This is a genomic window from Bacillus sp. YBsi01 (assembly GCF_038406745.1).
Taxonomy (GTDB): Bacteria; Bacillota; Bacilli; order Bacillales; family Bacillaceae; genus Bacillus; species Bacillus siamensis.
The window spans coordinates 1,720,546-1,743,337 of record NZ_CP151679.1 but is presented as its reverse complement, the minus strand read 5'-3'; the positions used below and the strand labels follow the sequence as shown (position 1 = coordinate 1,743,337).

General features: G+C 47.1%; 24 protein-coding genes and 2 other annotated features. Of the genes, 23 read left to right on the top strand and 1 reads right to left on the bottom strand.

What is annotated here, in order from left to right; genetic code table 11:
- Positions 1–2 precede the first annotated feature (2 nt).
- From hemB to ysxE, 4 genes are all read left to right on the top strand, one after another.
- Positions 3–977: a porphobilinogen synthase gene (hemB, locus tag AADZ70_RS08670; protein ID WP_029575360.1), complete on the top strand. Its 975-nt coding sequence runs from the start codon at positions 3–5 to the stop codon at positions 975–977.
- A 28-nt stretch (positions 978–1,005) separates the two neighbouring features.
- On the top strand, positions 1,006–2,295 hold the full coding sequence (gene hemL, locus AADZ70_RS08665; RefSeq protein ID WP_016938771.1) for a glutamate-1-semialdehyde 2,1-aminomutase: 1,290 nt from the start codon (positions 1,006–1,008) through the stop codon (positions 2,293–2,295).
- A gap of 132 nt (positions 2,296–2,427) precedes the next feature.
- Positions 2,428–3,969: a LysM peptidoglycan-binding domain-containing protein gene (locus AADZ70_RS08660; protein ID WP_342007992.1), complete on the top strand. Its 1,542-nt coding sequence runs from the start codon at positions 2,428–2,430 to the stop codon at positions 3,967–3,969.
- Between the two features lie 33 nt (positions 3,970–4,002).
- Entirely contained in the window at positions 4,003–5,025 is a 1,023-nt protein-coding gene (ysxE, locus tag AADZ70_RS08655; RefSeq protein WP_029575361.1) for a spore coat protein YsxE, read from the top strand.
- Positions 5,026–5,039: 14 nt separating this feature from the next.
- Here the strand turns inward: ysxE and AADZ70_RS08650 are convergent, their stop codons facing one another.
- Complete coding sequence (locus tag AADZ70_RS08650; RefSeq protein ID WP_016938774.1) at positions 5,040–5,231, bottom strand: hypothetical protein; 192 nt, start codon at positions 5,229–5,231, stop codon at positions 5,040–5,042.
- A gap of 171 nt (positions 5,232–5,402) precedes the next feature.
- Positions 5,403–5,625 (top strand) — a binding site (T-box leader).
- 58 nt (positions 5,626–5,683) lie between these two features.
- On the opposite strand from AADZ70_RS08650, the gene AADZ70_RS08645 reads away from it, so the two are divergent.
- The 19 genes from AADZ70_RS08645 (at position 5,684) to thrR (ending at position 22,788) form a co-directional block, all read left to right on the top strand.
- Complete coding sequence (locus tag AADZ70_RS08645) at positions 5,684–8,326, top strand: valine--tRNA ligase (RefSeq protein WP_016938775.1); 2,643 nt, start codon at positions 5,684–5,686, stop codon at positions 8,324–8,326.
- A 58-nt stretch (positions 8,327–8,384) separates the two neighbouring features.
- Positions 8,385–9,677 carry a folylpolyglutamate synthase/dihydrofolate synthase family protein gene (locus tag AADZ70_RS08640; protein ID WP_342007991.1) on the top strand — a complete coding sequence of 431 codons (1,293 nt, stop codon included), beginning with the start codon at positions 8,385–8,387 and terminating at the stop codon, positions 9,675–9,677.
- Positions 9,678–9,816: 139 nt separating this feature from the next.
- Positions 9,817–10,569: a prepilin peptidase gene (locus AADZ70_RS08635; RefSeq protein WP_342007990.1), complete on the top strand. Its 753-nt coding sequence runs from the start codon at positions 9,817–9,819 to the stop codon at positions 10,567–10,569.
- 126 nt (positions 10,570–10,695) lie between these two features.
- Entirely contained in the window at positions 10,696–11,697 is a 1,002-nt protein-coding gene (locus AADZ70_RS08630) for an SPOR domain-containing protein (protein WP_342007989.1), read from the top strand.
- Positions 11,698–11,840: 143 nt separating this feature from the next.
- Positions 11,841–12,410 (top strand): Maf family protein, encoded by a 570-nt coding sequence (locus tag AADZ70_RS08625; protein WP_342007988.1) that lies wholly within the window; start codon positions 11,841–11,843, stop codon positions 12,408–12,410.
- Between the two features lie 31 nt (positions 12,411–12,441).
- Entirely contained in the window at positions 12,442–13,137 is a 696-nt protein-coding gene (gene radC, locus AADZ70_RS08620; RefSeq protein WP_016938780.1) for a DNA repair protein RadC, read from the top strand.
- 91 nt (positions 13,138–13,228) lie between these two features.
- On the top strand, positions 13,229–14,242 hold the full coding sequence (gene mreB / locus AADZ70_RS08615; protein WP_003152647.1) for a cell shape-determining protein MreB: 1,014 nt from the start codon (positions 13,229–13,231) through the stop codon (positions 14,240–14,242).
- A 30-nt stretch (positions 14,243–14,272) separates the two neighbouring features.
- On the top strand, positions 14,273–15,136 hold the full coding sequence (gene mreC / locus AADZ70_RS08610; protein WP_007408166.1) for a rod shape-determining protein MreC: 864 nt from the start codon (positions 14,273–14,275) through the stop codon (positions 15,134–15,136).
- A complete protein-coding gene (gene mreD / locus AADZ70_RS08605) occupies positions 15,133–15,651 on the top strand; it encodes a rod shape-determining protein MreD (RefSeq protein WP_342007987.1) in 519 nt (172 codons plus the stop codon). The genes mreC and mreD overlap by 4 nt, the downstream gene beginning before the upstream one ends.
- 53 nt (positions 15,652–15,704) lie before the next feature.
- Positions 15,705–16,385, top strand: coding sequence for a septum site-determining protein MinC (minC, locus tag AADZ70_RS08600; protein ID WP_016938783.1), 681 nt, complete (start codon positions 15,705–15,707; stop codon positions 16,383–16,385).
- 2 nt (positions 16,386–16,387) lie between these two features.
- Entirely contained in the window at positions 16,388–17,191 is an 804-nt protein-coding gene (minD, locus tag AADZ70_RS08595; protein ID WP_016938784.1) for a septum site-determining protein MinD, read from the top strand.
- Between the two features lie 126 nt (positions 17,192–17,317).
- A complete protein-coding gene (locus tag AADZ70_RS08590; protein ID WP_016938785.1) occupies positions 17,318–18,121 on the top strand; it encodes a M23 family metallopeptidase in 804 nt (267 codons plus the stop codon).
- Positions 18,114–18,980 carry a M50 family metallopeptidase gene (locus AADZ70_RS08585; protein WP_342007986.1) on the top strand — a complete coding sequence of 289 codons (867 nt, stop codon included), beginning with the start codon at positions 18,114–18,116 and terminating at the stop codon, positions 18,978–18,980. The genes AADZ70_RS08590 and AADZ70_RS08585 overlap by 8 nt, the downstream gene beginning before the upstream one ends.
- Positions 18,981–19,040: 60 nt before the next feature.
- Positions 19,041–19,114: a sequence feature (ribosomal protein L21 leader region), on the top strand.
- A gap of 13 nt (positions 19,115–19,127) precedes the next feature.
- Positions 19,128–19,436, top strand: coding sequence for a 50S ribosomal protein L21 (gene rplU, locus AADZ70_RS08580; protein WP_016938787.1), 309 nt, complete (start codon positions 19,128–19,130; stop codon positions 19,434–19,436).
- A 2-nt stretch (positions 19,437–19,438) separates the two neighbouring features.
- Positions 19,439–19,780, top strand: a complete 342-nt coding sequence (locus tag AADZ70_RS08575) for a ribosomal-processing cysteine protease Prp (RefSeq protein ID WP_045926477.1) — start codon at positions 19,439–19,441, stop codon at positions 19,778–19,780.
- A gap of 12 nt (positions 19,781–19,792) precedes the next feature.
- A complete protein-coding gene (rpmA, locus tag AADZ70_RS08570; RefSeq protein WP_003152662.1) occupies positions 19,793–20,077 on the top strand; it encodes a 50S ribosomal protein L27 in 285 nt (94 codons plus the stop codon).
- A gap of 317 nt (positions 20,078–20,394) precedes the next feature.
- Entirely contained in the window at positions 20,395–20,973 is a 579-nt protein-coding gene (locus AADZ70_RS08565; protein WP_003152664.1) for a sporulation initiation phosphotransferase B, read from the top strand.
- Between the two features lie 31 nt (positions 20,974–21,004).
- The gene (obgE, locus tag AADZ70_RS08560) at positions 21,005–22,291 is read left to right on the top strand and encodes a GTPase ObgE (RefSeq protein WP_016938789.1); all 1,287 of its coding nucleotides are present in this window, start codon (positions 21,005–21,007) and stop codon (positions 22,289–22,291) included.
- A gap of 53 nt (positions 22,292–22,344) precedes the next feature.
- Complete coding sequence (gene thrR / locus AADZ70_RS08555) at positions 22,345–22,788, top strand: transcriptional regulator ThrR (RefSeq protein WP_016938790.1); 444 nt, start codon at positions 22,345–22,347, stop codon at positions 22,786–22,788.
- Positions 22,789–22,792: the final 4 nt, after the last annotated feature.

The window sequence follows — 22,792 nt, the reverse complement described above, 5'->3', positions numbered from 1 at the left end:
TGATGAATCAAACATTTAACAGACACCGCCGTTTGCGCGCGAACGCTGCGATGAGAGATTTAGTAAGAGAAACACGTCTTCACCCTTCAGATTTTATTTACCCTCTATTTGTCGTTGAAGGGCTTGAAGGAAAAAAAGAAGTTTCTTCCATGCCGGGGGTTTACCATGTATCCCTTGATTTATTGAAGGATGAGATGGCTGAGCTGATATCACTCGGCATTAAATCGGTCATCGTTTTCGGCGTGCCTGAAGAAAAAGATGCCTGCGGAACACAGGCTTTTCACGATCACGGCATTGTGCAAAAAGGGATTGCTGAAATTAAAAAGCATTATCCTGAAATGATCGTCATCGCTGATACATGCCTCTGCGAATACACGGACCACGGCCATTGCGGTGTCGTCAAAGACGGAGAAATCCTCAATGACGAGTCGCTTGAACTGCTGGCTCAGACAGCCGTCAGCCAAGCCAAAGCAGGCGCTGACATCATCGCTCCTTCAAATATGATGGACGGTTTCGTCACAGTGATCAGAGAAGCGCTTGACAAAGAAGGGTTCACAAATATTCCGATCATGTCTTATGCAGTGAAATATTCAAGTGAATTTTACGGCCCGTTCCGCGATGCGGCTGACAGCACGCCGCAGTTCGGCGACCGAAAAACTTATCAGATGGATCCGGCCAACCGCCTGGAAGCGCTTCGTGAGGCAGAATCAGACGCCGCAGAAGGCGCTGACTTTTTAATCGTCAAACCGTCTATGTCATACTTAGATATTATGCGTGATGTGAAAAACCGCCATCACCTGCCGCTGGTCGCTTATAATGTGAGCGGGGAGTATTCCATGGTGAAAGCTGCAGCCCAGAACGGCTGGATTAAAGAAAAAGAAATGGTGCTTGAAATTTTAACGAGCATGAAACGTGCAGGCGCTGATCTGATTATGACGTATCATGCAAAAGACGCAGCAAAATGGCTTGCTGAGTAACGATTTCATTTGACGGGAGCTGAGGCAGATGAGAAGCTATGAAAAATCAAAAGCCGCTTTTAAAGAAGCGCAGAAACTGATGCCGGGCGGAGTGAACAGTCCGGTGCGCGCGTTTAAATCAGTTGATATGGATCCGATTTTTATGCAGCGCGGCAAAGGATCGAAAATTTTTGATATTGACGGCAATGAATATATTGACTATGTGCTGAGCTGGGGACCGCTCATTTTGGGCCACACCAATGACCGCGTCGTTGAAAGCCTGAAAAAAGTAGCAGAAAACGGGACAAGTTTCGGGGCATCCACTGAAGTGGAAAACGAACTGGCCAAATTGGTCATTGACCGTGTGCCGTCTGTTGAAATCGTGCGGATGGTCAGCTCCGGCACAGAGGCGACAATGAGCGCCCTTCGTCTGGCAAGAGGATATACCGGCCGCAACAAAATTTTAAAATTCGAAGGCTGTTACCACGGCCACGGTGATTCACTGCTGATCAAAGCGGGATCGGGAGTGGCGACACTCGGTCTTCCGGACAGCCCGGGTGTACCTGAAGGGATTGCGATGAATACGATTACCGTTCCGTACAACGACTTGGAAAGCGTTGCACTCGCATTCCGGGAGTACGGTGAAGATATCGCCGGAGTCATTGTTGAGCCGGTAGCCGGCAATATGGGCGTTGTTCCGCCGCAGGAAGGGTTTTTACAAGGGCTTCGTGACATTACGGAACAATATGGCGCGCTGCTCATTTTTGATGAGGTTATGACCGGTTTTCGCGTGGACTATAACTGTGCGCAAGGATATTTCGGCGTGACGCCTGATTTAACTTGTCTCGGCAAAGTCATCGGCGGCGGTCTTCCTGTCGGTGCGTATGGCGGCAAAGCCGAAATCATGGAAAGAATCGCTCCGAGCGGTCCGATCTACCAGGCGGGAACCTTGTCAGGGAATCCGCTTGCCATGACAGCGGGACTTGAGACGTTACAGCAGCTCACACCTGAATCTTATCAAGAATTTGTGAAAAAAGGCGATATGCTTGAAGAAGGCATTTCAAAAGCCGCTGAAGCACATGGGATTCCGCACACGTTTAACCGTGCGGGTTCAATGATCGGATTCTTTTTCACAAACGAGCCTGTCATTAACTATGAAACAGCCAAATCATCTGATTTAAAGCTGTTCGCCAAATATTATAAAGGGATGGCTGACGCAGGCGTATTTCTGCCGCCGTCTCAATTTGAAGGATTGTTTCTCTCCACTGCGCATACAATGGAGGATATCGAAAAAACCATTCAAGCCGCTGAGAAAGTGTTCCAGGCGATCAGCCGCTGATACCGAAAAGCCGATGCAAGCAAGTCTTGTATCGGCTTTTTTCAATGCCTCCTTTATCATATTTATCCATATTGCGGCATACACCTTTAGTGACATCTAATTGTAAGGATTAGATGAAAGGAGGATATGAACTTGCCGCATAATCACCGGTTGCAATTTTCTGTTGAAGAATCAATCTGTTTCCAAAAAGGACAGGAAGTTTCTGAATTACTTTCGATTTCATTAGACCCTGATATCAGGGTGCAGGAAGTAAATGATTATGTCTCAATTAAAGGATCATTAGAACTTACTGGCGAGTACAACATAGATCACAGCAGTCAATTCGAAGAGCTTGGAAGAGAGCTGAGACATGTAGAGGAAGTGAGGGCGAGGGAGGATGGCACAGCTGAGCTCCTTCATTGCTTCCCGGTGGACATCACGATTCCGAAAAATAAAGTGAGCCACCTCAATGACGTTTTCGTTTTTATTGATGCCTTTGATTATCAGTTAACGGATTCAAGGATTTTAACCATTCAGGCTGATTTGGCAATTGAAGGGCTGCTTGAGGAATCCGAGCCAGAAGAGCCGGAGATCCCTCTGTATGTGGCGCCTGAATTTGCCAGAGAAGAAATGATCAATCTGGCTGACCATCGCTCTGAGGAAGAAAACGAACCTGAATTAGTGATACGCCATAGGCATGAAGAACCTCTGCCTGAAGCTGAAGAACCCCTGGCTCTATCAGAAGAAGCGGCACAAGAAGCCGGGGAGAATGAGGAAGAGACTCCGCCTATACTCAGGCAGGAGGAAGAAGAGGAGGCTGAGGAAACTGAAGAACCTGCCCCTGTTCTGAGGCTGGAAGAGGCGCCGGAACCTGTCTCATATACTGAGCCTCCCCCTCCCGCTGCCATCCTGGAGGAAGAAGAGCCGGAAGAGGCTGAGGAGCTTGAGGAGCCTGCAATCATGGCGGCTGAGAGGAGTGAACCTGTATCTGAGGATGATTCAGCGGAAATGCTTGAAGAAACAGCAAATGATGTTGAACCGTTTTCCCCTGCTTTTACTCTCACACCGCATGCCGATAAAGCAGAGATTGAGGAACTGCCCGTCCTTCAAAAAGAAGAGCAGCCTGAGGCCGAACCGCTTCTCCGTCAGAGTGATCAAGAGGAGGCGGAAGAAGCCGAAGATGAGACTGCGGTTTTTGGAGAAGAGCAGGCGCCTGCTTATCGCGAGTTCGTTCCGGAACCGCGGGAAGAGGAATTTTACAGCGCACCTAAGTTTCTTGAGGAAGAAGCTCAGGCTGATGAAGGATTTGAAGTTGAGGTGAGGAAGATGGCGCAGCCGGAGGAGGAAACCGGGGAGCCTCTTGATTTGTCCTTTCAGTTTTCCAAACTGCCTCCTGAGGAACCGGCGGCATCTGAGCCGCTTAAAGCAAGAGAGAATCAAGAAGCGGCACCGAAAACGGAGCAGAAGGAAAATGACAACTCTCATTATTTGACGAAATTATTTACCAGAGAAGAAGAAAAGTTTTCAAGAATGAAAATCTGCATCGTACAGCAGCAAGATACAATCGACCGGGTGTGTGAACGATATGACATCACATCCCAGCAGCTCATCAGAACGAATGCTTTATCGTTTGATGACGAGCTGGAAGAAGGTCAGCTTCTGTATATACCTGAATATAATAACAGCCATGCGTAAGCACAAAGAGGCCGTAAAAATGTGGTGAATGGAATGGAAGCAGTCCAATCAGTGCTTCAGGAATACGGGCTGGCGGCCGAATATATTGAGCCTGTCAGCCCGCATGTATGGAAAGTCTACTCAAACCACGGCATTTTTGCTTTGAAACAGCTCAAGCCGGCCCGCAGCAGTGAATTTACGGACTATATGATTGAGATTGAGGAGAAAGGCTACCGTTCATTTGTTCCGATTTACCGCACGCATGCAGGCGATTTTTTTGCGGGAAGCCGGACGGAGGCGTCTTATTATTTAATGCCCTGGCTTCAGTACGATCAGGAAGAAGAACGGGATCAAAAACATGTTTACCTTTTTAAAGAGGTGGCGAAGCTCCATTCCGCGACCGTGCGGGACATCCAAATCCGGACTGAAGACATCAGCGGCTTTTATGAACTGACGAAAAGAGATTGGGAAAATGATAAGCTCGTCTATGAACAATTTGCCGACCGGGCGGAAAAAGAGTGGTACCTTTCTCCTTTTGAATTGCAGGCTGTTACGTATCTTACAGAAACGGTTTCAGCCGTTAATTTTGCTCTTGAACGTCTGGAGGAATGGTTTGACGCGGCAAAGGATCATGACAAAACGAGAGCGGTGATCAATCACGGCAGCTTATCGAGCCGCCATTTTCTATATAATGATGTGGGAACGGGCTTTTTTACAAATTTCGAGAAAGCCGGGCTCGGACCTCCGCAAAATGATCTGCTCGGCTTTTACTCCAGAATGTTCAGAAGCTATCCGAAAGCGTGTCCGGAGTGCCTTGAATGGTTTTATACGTATCACAAATCATTCCCCCTCCGTGAAGCGGAAATCAGCCTGTTCCTCAGCTATATGGCTTATCCGAGCGGCATGTACAAAGTGCTGAAACGGTATCAAACCGCCCAAAGGGGTTCTGAGAAAGAAGAGTGCACGCAGTTATTAAGAGCGTTTTGGCAGATGAAAAATGTTGAACCTTTTCTCATGAAGGTGTATCAGATTGAGCAGGAGAAAAAAAGAAAGGCGGAAAACGAGTCCTCTTCATAGCGGGACTCGTTTTTTTATATCCATTCCAAATGCAGGGCGCATGCTAAAAAAAGCAGGATGGCAAGCAGCAGGACGTCAAAAGTCGTCGGAAAGAAAATCGTCCTGATCCCCTGAAAGATCGTAATCGGTACAATGACTTGCGCGGATACAAGGCGGACCTGTCTGGCCCACGGGGGGAGCGAATAAGAATTGAATTTTTTTCTCACGGCAATTCCTCCTTACATTCGCCTTTCTTTGTATCGTATGTGAGGGAAAGGGCGGGGTGCATGCCCATTTATGTATGACGGCAGCGGTTTTTGGAAAAGATGATTGACGAAACAAAAACACTTTTACTATAATAAAGAACATAATAAATAAGATCATGAGCTGATATAAATACACCTGCTTTGAACGGGAAGAGTACAAGAAAGACGCATGAAGAGAGAGAAGCTACTGTGCTGAAAGGCTTCTTATGCCGTCTCATTGGAAGGTCGCCCGGGAGCATAATTTCTTGAACATACAGTAGAGAAATTCGGGCCGCACCCGTTATCCGTTTTAAGTGCATGAACAAATCTGTTCATGAAAAAAGGTGGTACCGCGAAAGAGCTTTTCGTCCTTTATCAGGATGAAGGCTCTTTTTTAGTTGCTCAGCCATTTCTAAACATGCTGGAGGGTTATCATGGATACAAACGAACAAACAATGCCGACAAAATATGATCCGTCTGCGATTGAAAAAGGCCGCTATGATTTTTGGCTGAAAGGAAAATATTTTGAAGCGGGCGGCGATCAAACGAAACAGCCGTATTCTGTCGTCATTCCGCCGCCGAACGTGACGGGCAGGCTGCACCTCGGTCATGCATGGGATACGACGCTGCAAGATATTGTTACGCGTATGAAACGCATGCAGGGCTATGACGTGCTCTGGCTTCCGGGGATGGATCACGCCGGGATTGCCACTCAGGCAAAAGTCGAAGCGAAACTCCGCGAACAGGGTACAAGCCGCTATGACCTTGGCCGCGAAAAGTTTCTTGAAGAAACGTGGAAGTGGAAGGAAGAGTACGCTGATTTCATCCGCAGCCAATGGGCCAAAATGGGGCTCGGGCTCGATTATTCGCGCGAACGTTTCACTCTTGATGAAGGGCTGAACAAAGCCGTGCGTGAAGTATTCGTCAAATTGTACGAAAAAGGTTTGATTTACAGAGGCGAATATATCATCAACTGGGACCCTGCCACAAAAACGGCTTTGTCCGATATTGAAGTGATTTACAAAGACGTACAGGGCGCGTTTTATCATTTGCGCTATCCGTTAGCAGACGGTTCAGGTTCAATTGAAATCGCGACCACCCGTCCGGAAACGATGCTTGGCGACACGGCTGTCGCGGTTCATCCTGAAGATGAGCGCTACAAGCACTTAATCGGCAAAACGGTGATTCTGCCGATTACAAACCGCGAAATTCCGATCGTCGGCGATGATTACGTTGACATGGAATTCGGATCAGGAGCCGTTAAAATCACGCCTGCCCATGACCCGAATGACTTTGAACTCGGAAACCGCCACAATTTAGAACGGATTCTCGTCATGAATGAAGACGGAACAATGAATGAAAAAGCGCTGCAATATAACGGAATGGACCGGTTTGAATGCCGCAAAAAACTCGTCAAAGACCTTCAGGAGACAGGCGTTCTCTTTAAAATCGAAGACCATATGCATTCAGTCGGACACAGTGAGAGAAGCGGCGCCGTTGTTGAGCCGTACCTGTCCACACAATGGTTTGTCAAAATGCAGCCGCTGGCCGATGCAGCGGTTGACCTTCAGTCGAAAGAAGAGAAAGTTCACTTCGTTCCTGACCGTTTCGAGAAAACGTACCTGCACTGGATGGAAAACATCCGTGATTGGTGTATTTCCCGTCAGCTTTGGTGGGGCCACCGCATCCCGGCTTGGTATCATAAAGAAACAAAAGAAGTGTATGTCGGCCTTGAAGCGCCTGAGGACAGCGAAAATTGGGAACAGGATTCAGACGTGCTTGATACATGGTTCAGCTCCGCGCTGTGGCCGTTTTCTACAATGGGCTGGCCTGATGGAAATGCTGAAGACTTTAAGCGTTATTACTCAACCGATGTGCTTGTGACAGGGTATGACATCATCTTCTTCTGGGTATCCCGGATGATTTTCCAAGGTCTTGAGTTTACAGGTGAGCGCCCGTTCAAAGACGTGCTGATCCACGGCTTAATCCGTGACGAGCAGGGCAGAAAAATGAGTAAATCCCTTGGGAACGGCGTTGATCCGATGGATGTCATCGACAAGTACGGAGCGGATTCACTGCGCTACTTCCTGGCAACCGGAAGCTCACCTGGACAGGATCTCCGTTTCAGCTATGAAAAAGTGGAATCCACATGGAATTTCGCAAATAAAATTTGGAACGCTTCCCGTTTTGCTTTAATGAACATGGACGGCATGACGTATGACGAACTTGATCTGTCCGGTGAAAAATCAGTTGCTGATAAGTGGATTCTTACAAGACTGAATGAAACGATTGAAGACGTTACCCAGCTTGCGGATCGTTATGAATTCGGTGAAGTCGGACGCCATCTGTACAACTTTATCTGGGACGATGTGTGCGACTGGTATATCGAAATGGCGAAGCTTCCGCTGTACGGGGAAGATGAAGCGGCGAAGAAAACAACCCGCTCTGTTCTTGCTTACGTGCTTGACCAGACGATGCGTCTTCTGCACCCGTTTATGCCGTTCTTAACAGAGGAAATCTGGCAGCACCTTCCTCATGAAGGCGAGTCAATCACGATCAGCTCTTGGCCTGTTCCGGTTCCGGAACATACGGACAAAGAGGCAGCGGCGGATATGAAACTGCTTGTTGAATTAATCCGTTCTGTCCGCAATATCCGAAGCGAAGTTAACACGCCGATGAGCAAGCAGGTTGAACTTTACATTAAAACATCTACGGAAGATATTGCCGGACGCCTTGAGAAGAACCGTTCTTACGTTGAGCGTTTCACGAATCCGAGCACGCTGAAAATCGGGACGGATATCACCGCGGCAGACAAAGCGATGACAGCGGTCGTCACCGGAGCGGAAGTGATTCTGCCGCTTGAAGGGCTGATTAACATCGATGAGGAAATCGCCCGTCTGCAAAAAGAATTCGACAAGCTGACAAAAGAAGTCGAACGCGTTCAGAAAAAACTCGGCAACGAAGGATTCATCAAAAAAGCTCCTGAGCAAGTCATTGAAGAAGAACGAGCAAAAGAGAAAGACTACACGGCAAAACGCGAAGCTGTCCGGCAGCGGATCGCAGAGCTGAAAGGCTGATAAAACAGCGGGGCGGTTTCCTAAGAAACCGCCTTGTTGTATAAAAGAGGGGATTTCATTGTTTAATACGTACAAAGAAGCGATCAGCTGGATTCACGGCAGACTTAAGTTCGGCGTTAAGCCGGGCCTTCTCCGTATGGAAAGGCTGATGGAAAAATTGGAACATCCGGAAAAGAACATCCGCGCCATTCATGTCGCGGGCACAAACGGCAAAGGCTCCACCGTCTCTTTTATCCGTTCCGTGCTTCAAGAAGCCGGTTATACGGTCGGCACATTCACATCTCCCTACATCATTACGTTCAATGAGCGTATCAGCGTAAACGGCACGCCGATTTCTGATGAGGAATGGAGAGCGCTCGTTAATGAAATCAAACCGATAGTCGATGAGATTGATAAAACCGATACCGGAACGGTGACAGAATTTGAAATCATTACAGCGTGTGCATTTTTATATTTTGCTAAGCGGGATGATATCGATTTTGTTATTTTTGAAGCGGGGCTCGGCGGCACATTCGATTCAACCAATATTGTGAAACCGCTTTTGTCGGTCATTACAAGCATCGGACATGACCATATGGCGATTTTAGGCAATACCATCGAGGAGATCGCCGGGCAGAAAGCCGGTATTATTAAAAATGCCACTCCGGTCATTACAGGTGTCAATCAGCCGGAAGCACTCGGCGTTATTGAAGCGGAGGCCGAAGAAAAGCAGGCTCCGTGCCAGTCGCTATATAAAACATGCAGACTGTTTAATGGTGCGGCGCTTCCGTCCGGCGAAAGCTTTTCGCTGGAAACGGAAACGAAATGTTATGAGGACGTTCAAACGTCGCTGATCGGCATTCATCAAAGGCAGAATGCGGCCTTGGCGATATTGGCCGCTGAATGGCTGAATCGCCTGAAAATCACTGCCATTTCTGAAGAAGCATTGCGAAACGGTCTGAAAAAAGCTTCATGGCCGGGCCGGTTTGAACAGCTTCAAAGCCGCCCTTTAGTGTTTGCGGACGGCGCCCATAATGAAGAAGGCGTTGATACGCTGACAGAAACGATCAGGCAGCGATTTGCCGATAAAAGCGTCCATGTCGTATTCAGCGCATTAAAAGACAAACCGTATCAGGAAATGATTAAAAAGCTTGAAACCGAAGCAGATTCCATTCATTTTGCGTCATTTGACTTTCCGCGTGCCGCAAGCGCCGAAGACCTTTACAATGCAAGCGGTCTTGCGGATAAGAGCTTTGATGAGAACCCGGACAGTGTGAAAGAGTGGATAGAACAAAAAGACGGAGCGGATGATGTCATCATCATTACCGGTTCTCTATACTTTATTTCAGAAATGAGAAAGCGGCTGATCTGACAGCCCCTGGAACACCCGGCAAGCCATTTTACGGTTTTGCCGGGTGTTTTTATGAGGAAAACACATTTTCAGCCATTTCAGGCATGATATTTTTCTATGCTACAATCTGAGCCAGATTGATAGAAAAGGTGTGATCTGAGTGCTTTTCATTCTGTTTGTTCTCGGTCTGATTTTCGGTTCTTTTTTTTATACAGTCGCATGCCGTATTCCGCTTCGAATCTCGGTTATTTCGCCGCGTTCATCCTGTTCGTTCTGCGGCTTGCCGCTCTCCTGGGGGGAGCTTGTGCCCGTTGTTTCCTATATCCTGCAAAGAGGAAGGTGCAGACACTGCCGTACGAAGCTGTCAGTGATGTATCCGGCAGCGGAATGCTGGACGGCATGTTTATTCACGGCTGCCGGTATCCATTTCGGTTTCTCAAAAGAGCTGCTAATCGCGCTGTTATTTCTGTCTCTGCTGATGATTGTTACTGTGACGGATCTGCAATATATGCTGATTCCTGACAAGGTTCTGCTGTTTTTTCTTCCGCTTTTTATCGCCGGCCGTATTTTTTCTCCGCTGGATTCATGGTATGCGGGGTTTGCCGGAGCTGTTTGCGGATTTGCTCTGCTTGTTTTTATCATGTTTGTCAGTAAAGGAGGCATCGGCGCAGGTGATGTGAAGCTGTTTGGAGTGATCGGGCTTGCGCTCGGTGTGAAGCTCGTCCTTATTGCATTCTTTCTTTCCGTTATAATCGGAGCCGTATACGGTATGTGCGCCGCAGCGGGGGGCAGGCTTGGTAAAAAGCAGCCTTTCCCGTTTGCGCCGGCCATCGCAGCCGGGAGCGCTGTGAGTTACTTATACGGTGAAGAGCTGTTCGCGTTTTACATCACACTCGCTTCAGGCGGTGCTTGAAAAATTTGGCGAACGTTTTTTGGACAAGACGACAAAAGTCTTGTTCTTTTTTTTTACGCCTATGCTAAAGTGTGAACCATGATCAGTTCAAGGTACGGCCAAGACGAATGCAAGGGGGAAGAGACGTTGAAAAAAAGGAAAAGCAAAAAGAACAGCAAAGCCAAAAACAATGCCCTTAAAGTAACAATTAACGGAAAAGAAGAAACGATGTATGGACAAGAAGGTGTGAATGCAGGCGGGGAGAAAACCGTCACATTTTCAAATTGGGAAGAAACAAAGAAGGCGGAGCAGGAGATTGCAGCATCTCATGAAGATCCGAAAGAAGAAGATTTCAATTGGGATGATGAGAAGAATCAAGAGGTATTTGAAGACGATCCGAAAGTCGTCCCGCCATACCAGAAGAAAAACACGGGTCCTCATTTTCCGAAAAAGAAGCAGCCGTCATCTCCAGTTAAAAAAGCGGTCACGACAATTGCCGTTGCGGCTGTTTTAGGCACCGGCCTCGGCCTTGTCGCCTTAAATATGTCGGGAAGTAAAGAAGCCTCCGCCCCCGCCTCCGCTGACAAAGGTTCACAAGGACAGACGGTGAAAGCGGGAGACGTTTCAAAAGACAAATCAGAAACAAGCGGCACAGGAAACGCGGAACAGTCAGACGGAAACTATAAAACATTTGCGGTGCAGGCCGGAAAATTTTCATCAGAAAAAGGAGCGCAAACGCTTGTTGACCAGCTGACTGAAAAAGGATACTCGGCTGTCTCTCTGGCAAAAGAAGACGGGTACACATACGTGATCGCGGGTCTTGCAGCGGAAAAAAGTTTATCACAGCAATTGGGCCAGACACTGATAGACCATGATTTTGAGGCTTGGGGCGGAAAAGAGCTCAGCTTTGCGGTCGATTCAGGATTGGAAGGCTCTTTTAAACAAGCATCTGAGCTCTCGGCCAAAGCGATTACCGGCAAAGACATTTCAAAAACGGATGTGGCTGAAGCAGCCAAAGCCGCAGACGGCGCAGACGCAGCTGACAAAAAGCAGAAAGAGGCCGTGCTTCAAGCGCTGAAAGAATTGGAAACGTCCGGTTCAGAATCCGGCTGGAAAGCCCAAAAACAGCTTTTAAGCGTTGTGAAATAATAATCTCTCAATTCCCGTCATCCGGCGGGATTTTTTATTTTGTCATCAAAAAGTTATTTTTCTGAAATTGTGGTTGCCCGTTTGATTTGGTAGGATAGACAAGTATCTTTTTTTCTTAAGCAAACCCTGAAAGGATGACAATCATGACAAAACGCTTAATACTCGCATCACAATCTCCGCGAAGAAAAGAACTCCTTAATCTTCTTCAGATTCCTTACAGCATTATTGCGAGCCGCACAGATGAAAAATTAAATCGAAACCTTTCGCCGGAAGAAAACGTCCAATGTTTGGCCGAGCAAAAAGCCGGTGCTGTATTGGCCGAAAATCCCGATGCAGCCGTTATCGGCGCTGACACGATGGTGTGCATAGACGGCGAGTGCCTCGGCAAACCGCGTGACAGAGAAGAAGCGGCACACATGCTGCGGAAGCTTTCCGGCCGAAGTCATCAAGTCATTACGGCGGTCAGCATTCAGACGCATGACCGGAAAGAAACGTTCTGTGACACGACGGAAGTGACGTTTTGGCCGCTCAGTGAAGACGAAATACAGCTCTACATTGAAACTAAAGAACCGATGGATAAAGCAGGTGCATACGGCATCCAAGGAAAAGGCGCGCTTTTAGTGAAAAAAATAGACGGTGATTTCTATTCTGTCGTCGGGCTTCCTGTCGCTAAAACAATGAGAGCCCTGAAAGAATTTAATATAAAAGCTTGATGTTCAAACCGGGAAGGGGAACAAGGAGGGGTTGATCATCCGTGATCTGCCGTTAAAATTAAGAGATTTCCCCGAAAATGAAAAACCGAGAGAGCGGCTTCTGCACTTCGGAGCCGAACATCTGTCTAACAATGAACTGCTTGCCATCCTGCTGCGGACGGGAACGAAACACGAGTCCGTCATGAACCTCTCTCACCGGCTGCTGCGGACGTTTGACGGGCTGCGCCTGTTAAAAGGCGCCTCTGCTCAGGAGCTTTCCAGCATTCCCGGAATCGGCACGGTGAAGGCCGTTCAGATTCTTGCCGCAATTGAGCTGGGCAGCCGTATTCATAAGACAGCCGCCGGGGAGCACCGGGTCATCCGTTCTCCCGAAGACGGGGCGAAGTATGTGATGGAGGATATGCGCTTTTTATCCCAGGAGCATTTTGTCTGTTTATATTTAAATACTAAAAATCAAGTCATTCATAAACGCACCGTTTTTATCGGAAGTCTGAATTCATCTATTGTCCACCCGCGGGAGGTGTTTAAAGAAGCTTTCAAACGATCCGCCGCATCCTTCATTTGCGTTCACAATCATCCTTCAGGAGATCCTACACCGAGCAGGGAAGATATAGAAGTAACCAGGCGGCTTTTTGAGTGCGGAAATTTAATCGGCATCGAGCTGCTCGATCATTTGGTCATTGGTGACAAAAAATTTGTGAGTTTAAAGGAAAAAGGATATTTGTAACACTTTTTTTTTCGTTGATTTAAGATATAATAGATTTTATGAGTTTTTCCCTTTAGGGTATTTTTGCTTTAAGAAAGGAAGATACATACATATGTTCGGAATTGGTACAAGAGACCTTGGTATAGATTTGGGAACTGCGAATACGCTTGTGTTTGTTAAAGGTAAAGGAATTGTTGTGAGAGAGCCGTCAGTCGTTGCTCTGCAAACGGATACGAAATCGATCGTTGCGGTCGGTAACGATGCGAAAAACATGATCGGAAGAACTCCGGGCAACGTGGTTGCGCTCCGTCCGATGAAAGACGGCGTTATCGCTGATTATGAAACAACTGCGACAATGATGAAATATTACATTAATCAGGCTGTGAAAAATAAAGGATTATTTGCGAGAAAGCCGTACGTTATGGTGTGTGTGCCGTCAGGTATTACTGCCGTTGAAGAACGGGCGGTCATTGACGCGACAAGACAAGCGGGCGCACGCGACGCTTATCCGATTGAAGAACCGTTTGCGGCAGCAATCGGCGCGAATCTTCCTGTATGGGAGCCTACGGGCAGCATGGTCGTTGATATCGGCGGCGGAACAACTGAAGTGGCGATCATTTCATTAGGAGGCATTGTCACGTCTCAGTCAATCCGCGTAGCCGGTGACGAAATGGACGACTCAATCATCAGCTATATCAGAAAAACATATAATCTGATGATCGGTGACCGTACGGCGGAAGCCATTAAAATGGAAATCGGTTCAGCAGAAACCGGTGAAGAAAATGCGTCAATGGAAATCCGCGGCCGCGACCTTCTGACAGGTCTGCCGAAAACGATCGAAATCACGGGCACGGAAATTGCAAATGCCCTGCGTGATACAGTTCTTTCAATCGTTGACGCGGTGAAGAGCACGCTTGAAAAAACACCGCCTGAGCTGGCCGCTGACATTATGGACAGAGGTATTGTGTTAACCGGGGGAGGCGCCCTGCTCCGCAATCTCGACAAAGTCATCAGCGACGAAACGAAAATGCCTGTACTTATCGCTGAAGATCCGCTGGATTGTGTTGCGATCGGCACTGGAAAAGCACTGGAGCACATCCATCTTTTCAAAGGAAAAACAAGATAATCAGGAGTTAAATAGAAGAGGTGTATCACGATGCCGAACAAACGGTTAATGCTATTACTTCTGTGTATTATCATATTGGTGGCTATGATTGGATTCTCGCTGAAGAACGGCCGTAATACCACCTGGCCTGAAAAGCTGATCGGTGATACGACGGGAGTATTTCAAAATATTTTTCACACGCCTGCCGAATATTTTGCAGGGTTCTTCGGGGACATAAAAGACCTGAAAAACACGTACAAAGAAAACGAACGCTTAAGACAAAAGCTGGACGGACAGACACAATATGAAGCGAAGCTCCAAGAACTCAAAGATGAAAACAAGAAGCTGCGTGATGAACTCGGACATGTCAAATCGATTTCCGACTATGATCCGATTTTAGCGACCGTTATCGCCAGAAATCCTGATCAATGGTACAAGCAGATCATGATCAATAAAGGAACGAAGCAGAAAGTGGCCAAGGACATGGCGGTCACAAACGAAAAGGGTGCGCTTGTCGGGAAGATCAAAAGCAGCGGACTCAACAGTTTCACATCAGCCGTTCAGCTGCTGAGCGATGTTGACCGCAACAACAGAGTGGCCACCAAAATCTCCGGCAAAAAGGGAAGCAAAGGCTACGGTTTAATTGAGGGGTATGATAAAAAGAAACAGACCCTGAAAATGACCATCCTTGAACCGGATGAAAAACGCGAAGTGAAAAAAGGCGACCTTGTGGAGACCTCCGGAACGGGCGGCGTATTTCCTCAAGGGCTGACGGTCGGCGAAGTAACCGATGTCGAATCAGATGCTTACGGCCTGACGAAAATCGCTTACGTTAAACCGGCTGCCGACCTGTATGATCTTGACCATGTCATCGTTGTCAATCGAAGCGTAGCAACAGGGGAGGAAGGATCGTGAAACGTTTCCTTCTCCCTTTGATTATGATTTTGGTCTTTTGTGCGGAAAGCACCTATACAGATCTGGTGCATTTTCCTTTCGTTTCCGACGAGCAGCAGGTCGTTCCGCATTTTCTTTTGCTTGCGCTGATTTTTATGTCCGCTTATATCAACCAAAAGCATGCGGTGATCTACGGTCTCATTTTCGGACTTCTTTATGACATCAATTATACGGGTGTTTTAGGCGTTTATATGTTTGGTTTTGCCGGTTTATGCTACCTGGCGGCCAAAGCGTTTAAAGTGCTGCAGACAAATGCCCTGATGGTCATTCTGGTCGCTGTGCTGAGCGTATGTGTGCTTGAATTTTACGTTTACGGCATTCAGACGTTAATCCGCAGCGGCACAATGACGTTTAACGACTTTGTCATTCAGCGGTTTTTGCCGACTGCTGTGCTGAATATTGCGGGAGCCATTATATTAGTCCTGCCCTTTAGGCTGTTTTATATAAGTCTGAAGAAAGAATTAAGAGATGAGTAAAAAGGATTTTATCTTTTTTTGACGAAAAGAGTATGTTGTTGAGGTGAACATTGATGAAGACCAAAAAGCAGCAATATGTAACAATAAAAGGAACAAAAAACGGCTTAACATTGCATCTGGATGATGCATGTTCTTTTGATGAGCTTCTCGATGGTCTTCAAAATATGCTGTCGATTGAACAATATACTGATGGCAAAGGCCAAAAAATCAGTGTTCATATCAAACTCGGGCATCGGTATCTGTATCAGGAACAGGCAGAGCAGCTGACTGATCTGATCGCGTCAAAGAAAGATTTAGTCGTGCATTCAATTGACAGTGAAGTCATCGCCAAAGAAGAAGCGCAGCGGATGAAAGAGGAGCAGGAAATTGTTTCTGTTTCTAAAATCATCCGTTCAGGTCAGGTGCTTCACGTAACGGGAGATTTGCTTTTAATCGGAGATGTGAATCCCGGCGGTACGATCAGAGCCGGAGGAAATATATTTGTTCTCGGTTCATTAAAAGGGATTGCCCATGCGGGTTATAACGGAAATAACCGGGCTGTGATCGCCGCATCCGAAATGATGCCGACACAATTGAGGATCAATCATGTGTTAAATCGCTCCCCAGACCACATTCAAAAAGGGAACGACATGGAATGTGCTTATTTAGATACTGACGGAAATATGGTCATTGAACGCCTTCAACAATTGGCTCATTTAAGACCTGATCTAACAAGGCTTGAGGGAGGAATGTGAAATTGGGTGAGGCTATCGTAATAACTTCGGGAAAAGGCGGAGTAGGTAAAACAACAACATCTGCAAACCTCGGTACCGCCTTAGCCATTTTAGGGAAGCGCGTCTGTCTGGTAGACACAGATATCGGACTGCGCAACCTTGATGTCGTAATGGGTCTTGAAAACAGAATTATTTACGACTTAGTAGATGTAATTGAAGGCAGATGCAAGACGCATCAGGCGCTTGTCAAGGACAAACGTTTTGATGACCTGCTTCATTTAATGCCGGCTGCCCAGACAAGCGACAAAACGGCTGTTGTCCCTGAGCAGATCAAATCGCTTGTGCAGGAGCTCAAGCAGGAATTTGATTATGTCATTATCGATTGTCCGGCCGGAATTGAACAAGGCTATAAAAATGCCGTTTCCGGAGCTGATAAGGCGATTGTGGTGACGACGCCGGAAATATCAGCGGTTCGGGACGCTGACCGCATTATCGGACTTTTGGAGCAGGAAGATATTGAACCGCCGCGCCTCATCGTCAACCGCATCAGAAATCACCTCATGAAAAACGGTGACACGATGGATGTGGATGAGGTTGTTCATCATCTGTCTATTGATCTCCTCGGAATCGTTGCTGACGATGATGAAGTGATCAGAGCTTCAAATATCGGCGAACCGATTGCCATGAATTCTAAAAACCGCGCCAGCATTGCTTACCGCAATATCGCCCGGCGTATTTTAGGAGAATCCGTTCCTTTGCAGGTGCTTGAAGAGCAGCAAAAAGGGATGATGGCGAAAATCAAGTCGTTTTTCGGCGTGCGTTCATAAATATACTGGAATACAAAGATCTGATAAAGCCCAGCTTATCAGGTCTTTTTTGTTTTTTAAGAGCGCATATTTGCAATGGACAAGACATAGGATGTACAAACCCAACGATTGCAAAGGATGATGGCGATGAGTCACAGAGCTGATGAAATTAGAAAAAGACTGGCCAAAAGGAGAAAACCGCGCCCTGAACCAAAACGGACTTTCGTTCAAAATGCCCGACCGCAGAAGCCTCCCGCATGGCAGACGGTCAAGGAGCAGGAAAAGCACAGGCTCCTTCCGGACTATGAATATCAAACGGAACATCCGCCCGAATTTAACGGACGGCATCCATTGATCAACGCTCATTCTATTATTTTGAAATGCCTGCTGGCCGCCTGTCTCGTACTGATTTCCGCTATCGCCTATAAAACTGACAAACTGCCGCTGAGTCAGATTAAACCGGCGATTGCACAAACCTTTCAAAAAGAATTTCAGTTTGCTGCCGTGAATCATTGGTTTGTATCCTCATTCGGAAACCCGCTCGCTTTTCTCACCCCGGGAACGAAAAAGAAGGACGGTCAGGTAGCGGTCAGCCAGGATATGGCCGTTCCCGCCGCGGGGAAAATCCAGCAGAACTTTCAGAATAACGGAGAAGGCGTCGTTGTTGAAACGGCCAGTGAAGCCATTGACAGCGTAAAAGAAGGCTACATTACGGAAGTGAGCAAAGATGAAAAAACAGGGCTGACTGTGAAGGTGCAGCATGCCGACAATACAAGCAGCATTTACGGCCGGCTCAAAGATGTTGACGTATCATTGTATGACTTTGTCGATAAAGGAAAAAAGATCGGTTCGATCAAGCTTAACGATAAAAGTAAAGGACAGTATTATTTCGCGATTCAGGATGGCGATAAATTCATAGATCCGATTCAGGTGATCACATTTGATGAATAAATGGCTCAGCCTTCTCTTCAAAATTCATGTCCATCCTTTTCTTTGGATTATCATGGGGCTTGGTCTTCTGACGGGGCACATTAAAGCGCTGCTGTGTCTTTTGCTGGTCGTATCCGTTCATGAGCTGGGGCATGCTGCTCTGGCTGTGTTTTTTTCGTGGCGCATTAAACGCGTCTTTCTGCTCCCTTTCGGCGGGACGGTTGAGGTGGAGGAGCACGGAAACCGGCCGCTTAAAGAGGAATTCGCGGTCATTCTGGCGGGCCCGCTCCAGCATGTGTGGCTTCAGGCGGCAGCCTGGCTCCTTTTTATGTCCGGCTTTACAAGTCAGCAGACATTTGAGATGTTTACCTTTTATAATCTCTCCATTCTTTTCATCAATCTTTTGCCGATCTGGCCGCTTGACGGCGGAAAGTTTGTGTTTTTATACTTCTCTAAACAAATGGCTTTTCAAAAAGCGCATCTCCTCAGCCTGCAGACATCGGCCGTTTCCGCGCTTTTGCTCTGCTGCTGGATTGTGCTGGCCGTCCCCCTCCAGGTCAGCGCATGGGTGCTGTTCGTCTTTCTCGCCGCTTCTTTATGGGATGAATACCGCAAGCGGCATTATATTCAGCTGAGGTTTCTTTTAGAGAGATATTACGGTAAAAACCGCGATGTCGCCATGCTGCATCCTTTGACTGTCGCAGCCGATGCCAAAGTAAAGCATGTCATGGCCGAATTTAAACGGGGCTGCAAGCATCCCATTATCATAGAAAAAGCCGGCGAGAAGATCAGCCAGCTTGATGAAAATGAAGTGCTTCATGCATATTTTGCCGATAAACGGACAGATTCCTCCATGGAAGACCTGCTGCTGCCTTACTAGAAATAGATTGACATATCTCTTTAGGTCTGATATATTTTTTAATGTTATGGATATGTAGCACCAATGCTACAACCGCTCGGGACAGGTGATAAGAGCTTTAAAGCCCCCTGTTGCTGGCGAGTCTTAGTCTAATAGGAGGTGCAGAGAATGTACGCAATCATTAAAACAGGCGGAAAACAAATCAAAGTTGAAGAAGGTCAAACTGTTTACATCGAAAAACTTGCTGCTGAAGCAGGTGAAACAGTGACGTTTGAAGACGTATTGTTTGTTGGCGGAGACAGCGTGAAAGTCGGCAACCCAACAGTTGCAGGCGCGACAGTTACAGCTAAAGTTGAAAAACAAGGCCGTGCGAAAAAAATCACTGTTTTCCGTTACAAGGCAAAGAAAAATGTTCATAAAAAACAAGGTCATCGTCAGCCTTATACTAAATTGACAATCGAAAAAATCAACGCGTAAGCATGATTGAGGCAACAATTCGAAGATCCCGAAATGACGGGGACATTTTGTCCTTTGAAATGACGGGACATGCCGATTTTGCTGAACATGGACGAGATCTCGTTTGCGCCGGGGTTACGGCTGTCGTTTTCGGGGCGGTCAATGCGGTTATCGCGCTGGCTCCTCTCGAACCGATTCTTGATATAGGCGAGGACGGGGGTTATTTCTACTTTGAATTCCCTGAAGCTGCTGATCAGGAAGCTTTGCAAAAAGCGCAGCTGCTGATTGAAGGCATGATTGTTTCTCTTGAAACGATCGAGCGGGATTACAGTGAACACTTACGGTTGACTGCAAACCAAATATAGGAGGTGAGTTACATGCTTAGATTAGATCTTCAGTTTTTCGCTTCTAAAAAAGGTGTAGGTTCTACAAAGAACGGACGTGACTCTGAATCTAAACGTTTAGGCGCTAAACGTGCAGACGGTCAATTCGTAACAGGCGGATCTATCCTTTACCGTCAACGCGGAACGAAAATCTACCCAGGTGAAAACGTGGGCCGCGGAGGAGATGACACTCTTTTTGCTAAAATCGACGGAACTGTTAAATTCGAACGTTTCGGCCGTGACCGCAAAAAAGTGAGCGTATATCCTGTAGCTCAATAATGACACAAAAAACTCCGGTCGTTGACTGGAGTTTTTTTTGCAGTAAGCGGAGTAACATCAAGAATGAAAAGCAGAGGATGCGTGAGTGAACCCCGCCTTGAATGAGGACAGCAGCTTCTCATACCCACTGGATATGTTCCCCAAGCAGTGATACCAAAAATGTTTCTGCCTGGCATCCGCAGTGCATGCGATCCGAAAAAGGAACATGATGAACCAGGAAAAACAAGTGTTTTTCTAACAAAGCCTTCTCTGTTATAATTCATAGTACACACTTATCAAGACTCCTAAAAAGAAATTAAACGATTGGGAGTGCGAAAATGAAGGATGTATCGAAGAAACAAGAAGAACCTGTAAGCGATGCGGCTCTGATTAATGAGCTGATCCAATTAATGGGCCATTTCCGTCATGATTGGATGAATAAGCTGCAGCTGATAAAAGGAAACTTAAGTTTGCAGAAGTATGACAGGGTCGTTGAAATAATCGACGAAATGGTCATAGATGCAAAGCACGAGTCAAAGCTCTCAAACCTGAAAACCCCGCACTTGGCGTTTGACTTTCTTACATTTAATTGGAAGTCCCGTTATATGAGGCTCGAATACGAAGTGCTCGGAGAAATTAAAGATTTATCGGCATATGATCAAAAGCTGTCGAACCTGATGAGAAAACTGTTTCATCTGTTCGGTCTGGCGGTAAGCAATGAAAGTGAAAATCATCTGACCGTATCGCTGCAGACGGATCACCCTGACAGACAGCTTATTGTATATCTCGATTTTCATGGAACGATTGCGAATGCAGATGTGTTTGATGAATTTCGCAAATCGCGGTATGAGGACTTTGATGTCATGCAATTTGAGCTGACCGGCCATGAATGTGTGGCCGAAATTGGAATGAACTAGCGGTTTTTTACGGTTTAGAACGGAGGATATTATGTTTGTAGATCAGGTGAAAGTATATGTAAAAGGCGGCGACGGCGGTAACGGAATGGTTGCGTTCCGCCGTGAAAAATATGTGCCGAAAGGCGGTCCTGCCGGCGGTGACGGAGGGAATGGAGGCGACGTCGTCTTTGAGGTTGATGAAGGATTGCGCACGCTTATGGACTTCCGGTACCAGCGCCATTTCAAAGCGATACGCGGCGAGCACGGCATGTCTAAAAACCAGCACGGCAGAAACGCGGACGATATGGTTGTTAAAGTTCCGCCCGGCACAGTCGTTACGGATGACGATACAAAACAGGTCATTGCCGATCTGACTGAACACGGACAGCGCGCCGTCATCGCAAAAGGCGGACGCGGCGGACGCGGGAATACTCGTTTTGCGACACCGGCTAACCCGGCACCGCAGCTGTCAGAGCACGGAGAGCCCGGAAAAGAGCGCTATATCGTGCTTGAACTGAAGGTGCTTGCAGACGTAGGTCTCGTCGGCTTCCCGAGCGTCGGAAAATCTACGCTTCTGTCTGTCGTTTCATCGGCAAAGCCGAAAATCGCCGATTATCATTTTACAACGCTTGTTCCGAATCTGGGCATGGTGGAAACGGATGACGGAAGAAGCTTCGTCATGGCGGATCTGCCCGGCCTGATTGAAGGAGCGCACGAAGGAGTCGGCTTAGGCCACCAATTTCTCCGCCATATCGAACGGACGCGCGTCATCGTTCATGTCATTGACATGTCAGCGATGGAAGGCCGTGATCCGTATGAGGATTATGTGACCATTAATCAGGAGCTCAGTGAATACAATCTGCGGCTGACGGAGCGTCCGCAAATTATCGTTGCGAATAAAATGGACATGCCAGAAGCGGCTGAAAATCTTAAAGCGTTTAAAGAAAAGCTTAAGGATGACCATCCTGTCTTCCCGATCAGCGCGGTGACGAGAGAAGGGCTCCGCGATCTTCTGTTTGAAGTCGCCAACCAGCTGGAAACAACGCCTGAATTCCCGCTGTATGATGAAGAAGAATTGGCGGAAAACCGCGTGATGTACACGATGGAAGATGAAGAAATTCCATTTAACATTACCCGTGATCCGGACGGTGCGTTTGTGCTTTCAGGTGACAGTCTGGAACGCCTCTTTAAAATGACTGACTTCTCCCGTGACGAATCCGTCAAGCGTTTTGCAAGACAGATGCGCGGAATGGGCGTTGATGAAGCGCTCAGAGAACGCGGGGCTAAAGATGGCGATATCATCCGGCTTCTGGAATTTGAATTTGAATTTATTGATTAAAAAGACGGAGAGCTTGCGATGCAGGCTCTCTGATGTAAGAGGGAGGGGTGCAGGTGAAAGAAGAGACATTTTATTTAGTGCGTGAAGACGTTCTGCCTGATGCGATGCGGAAAACCCTTGAAGTCAAAAAACTGCTGGACAGAAAAAAGGCTGAATCGGTTGCAGATGCCGTGCAGAAAGTTGATTTAAGCAGAAGCGCTTTTTACAAATACCGAGATGCGGTTTTCCCTTTTTACACGATGGTTAAAGAACAAATAATCACACTTTTCTTTCATTTGGAGGATCGGTCAGGCGCGTTGTCCCAGCTTTTGCAGGCGGTGGCTGACTCAGGAAGCAACGTGCTTTCCATTCACCAGTCGATTCCGCTTCAGGGCAGGGCGAATGTCACGCTCTCAATCAGCACATCCGCAATGGAAGAAAACATTCATACGTTAATGAATAAACTGAGAAAATTTGATTTTATAGAAAAAGTTGAGATCTTAGGGTCAGGCGCGTAAGGAG

What these genes read in the sequence shown, in the direction of transcription:
- hemB (WP_029575360.1), top strand. Translation starts at nt 3, where the DNA reads ATGAATCAAACATTTAACAGACACCGCCGTTTGCGCGCGAACGCTGCG.
- hemL (WP_016938771.1), top strand. Translation starts at nt 1,006, where the DNA reads ATGAGAAGCTATGAAAAATCAAAAGCCGCTTTTAAAGAAGCGCAGAAA.
- ysxE (WP_029575361.1), top strand. Translation starts at nt 4,003, where the DNA reads ATGGAAGCAGTCCAATCAGTGCTTCAGGAATACGGGCTGGCGGCCGAA.
- AADZ70_RS08645 (WP_016938775.1), top strand. Translation starts at nt 5,684, where the DNA reads ATGGATACAAACGAACAAACAATGCCGACAAAATATGATCCGTCTGCG.
- AADZ70_RS08625 (WP_342007988.1), top strand. Translation starts at nt 11,841, where the DNA reads ATGACAAAACGCTTAATACTCGCATCACAATCTCCGCGAAGAAAAGAA.
- mreB (WP_003152647.1), top strand. Translation starts at nt 13,229, where the DNA reads ATGTTCGGAATTGGTACAAGAGACCTTGGTATAGATTTGGGAACTGCG.
- mreC (WP_007408166.1), top strand. Translation starts at nt 14,273, where the DNA reads ATGCCGAACAAACGGTTAATGCTATTACTTCTGTGTATTATCATATTG.
- minC (WP_016938783.1), top strand. Translation starts at nt 15,705, where the DNA reads ATGAAGACCAAAAAGCAGCAATATGTAACAATAAAAGGAACAAAAAAC.
- AADZ70_RS08590 (WP_016938785.1), top strand. Translation starts at nt 17,318, where the DNA reads ATGAGTCACAGAGCTGATGAAATTAGAAAAAGACTGGCCAAAAGGAGA.
- AADZ70_RS08585 (WP_342007986.1), top strand. Translation starts at nt 18,114, where the DNA reads ATGAATAAATGGCTCAGCCTTCTCTTCAAAATTCATGTCCATCCTTTT.
- rplU (WP_016938787.1), top strand. Translation starts at nt 19,128, where the DNA reads ATGTACGCAATCATTAAAACAGGCGGAAAACAAATCAAAGTTGAAGAA.
- AADZ70_RS08575 (WP_045926477.1), top strand. Translation starts at nt 19,439, where the DNA reads ATGATTGAGGCAACAATTCGAAGATCCCGAAATGACGGGGACATTTTG.
- rpmA (WP_003152662.1), top strand. Translation starts at nt 19,793, where the DNA reads ATGCTTAGATTAGATCTTCAGTTTTTCGCTTCTAAAAAAGGTGTAGGT.
- AADZ70_RS08565 (WP_003152664.1), top strand. Translation starts at nt 20,395, where the DNA reads ATGAAGGATGTATCGAAGAAACAAGAAGAACCTGTAAGCGATGCGGCT.
- obgE (WP_016938789.1), top strand. Translation starts at nt 21,005, where the DNA reads ATGTTTGTAGATCAGGTGAAAGTATATGTAAAAGGCGGCGACGGCGGT.